This is a genomic window from Vibrio sp. 970 (assembly GCF_033339075.1).
The window spans coordinates 1-510 of the sequence record NZ_JAWOTW010000857.1 but is presented as its reverse complement, the minus strand read 5'-3'; the positions used below and the strand labels follow the sequence as shown (position 1 = coordinate 510).

1 protein-coding gene is annotated in these 510 nt (G+C 46.7%); it reads left to right on the top strand.

All coding sequences use genetic code 11. The features are described from left to right. On the top strand, window positions 1-510 hold a 510-nt coding region (locus R7Q11_RS29575), incomplete at both ends, for an HD domain-containing protein (RefSeq protein WP_225467390.1).

Below are 510 nucleotides of genomic sequence, written 5' to 3'. Positions count from 1 at the left end.
AATCGAAGTTTATCGAGATTGCCAAACGATTTTGGCAGGTCACGAACAAGCCGAACTCCTGTTGTGGCGTGGACGAGAGATGATCGAAATTCTGATCACCTTGTCGATGGACAAAGCAACATTAGTGGCGGCTCAACTGTTTCCTTTGGTTTCAAGTGGTGCTTTCAACAGAGAACTTCTTGAAGAAAAATACAGCAAAGAAATCATTAAGCTCATTGATGGCGTAGAAGAAATGGCCGCTATCGGTCAGCTTAACGTCACGATGGAAGGCAGCGCTGCGTCGTCTCAAGTAGACAACGTTCGTCGCATGCTGCTTGCCATGGTGGATGATTTTCGTTGCGTTGTCATCAAGCTAGCAGAACGAATTTGCAACCTTATTGAAGTCAAAAAAGCACCGGACGAAGTTCGACGTGCTGCGGCAAAAGAGTGTGCCAACATTTATGCTCCACTGGCTAACCGCCTAGGTATCGGTCAGCTTAAGTGGGAAATCGAAGACTACGCTTTCCGTTA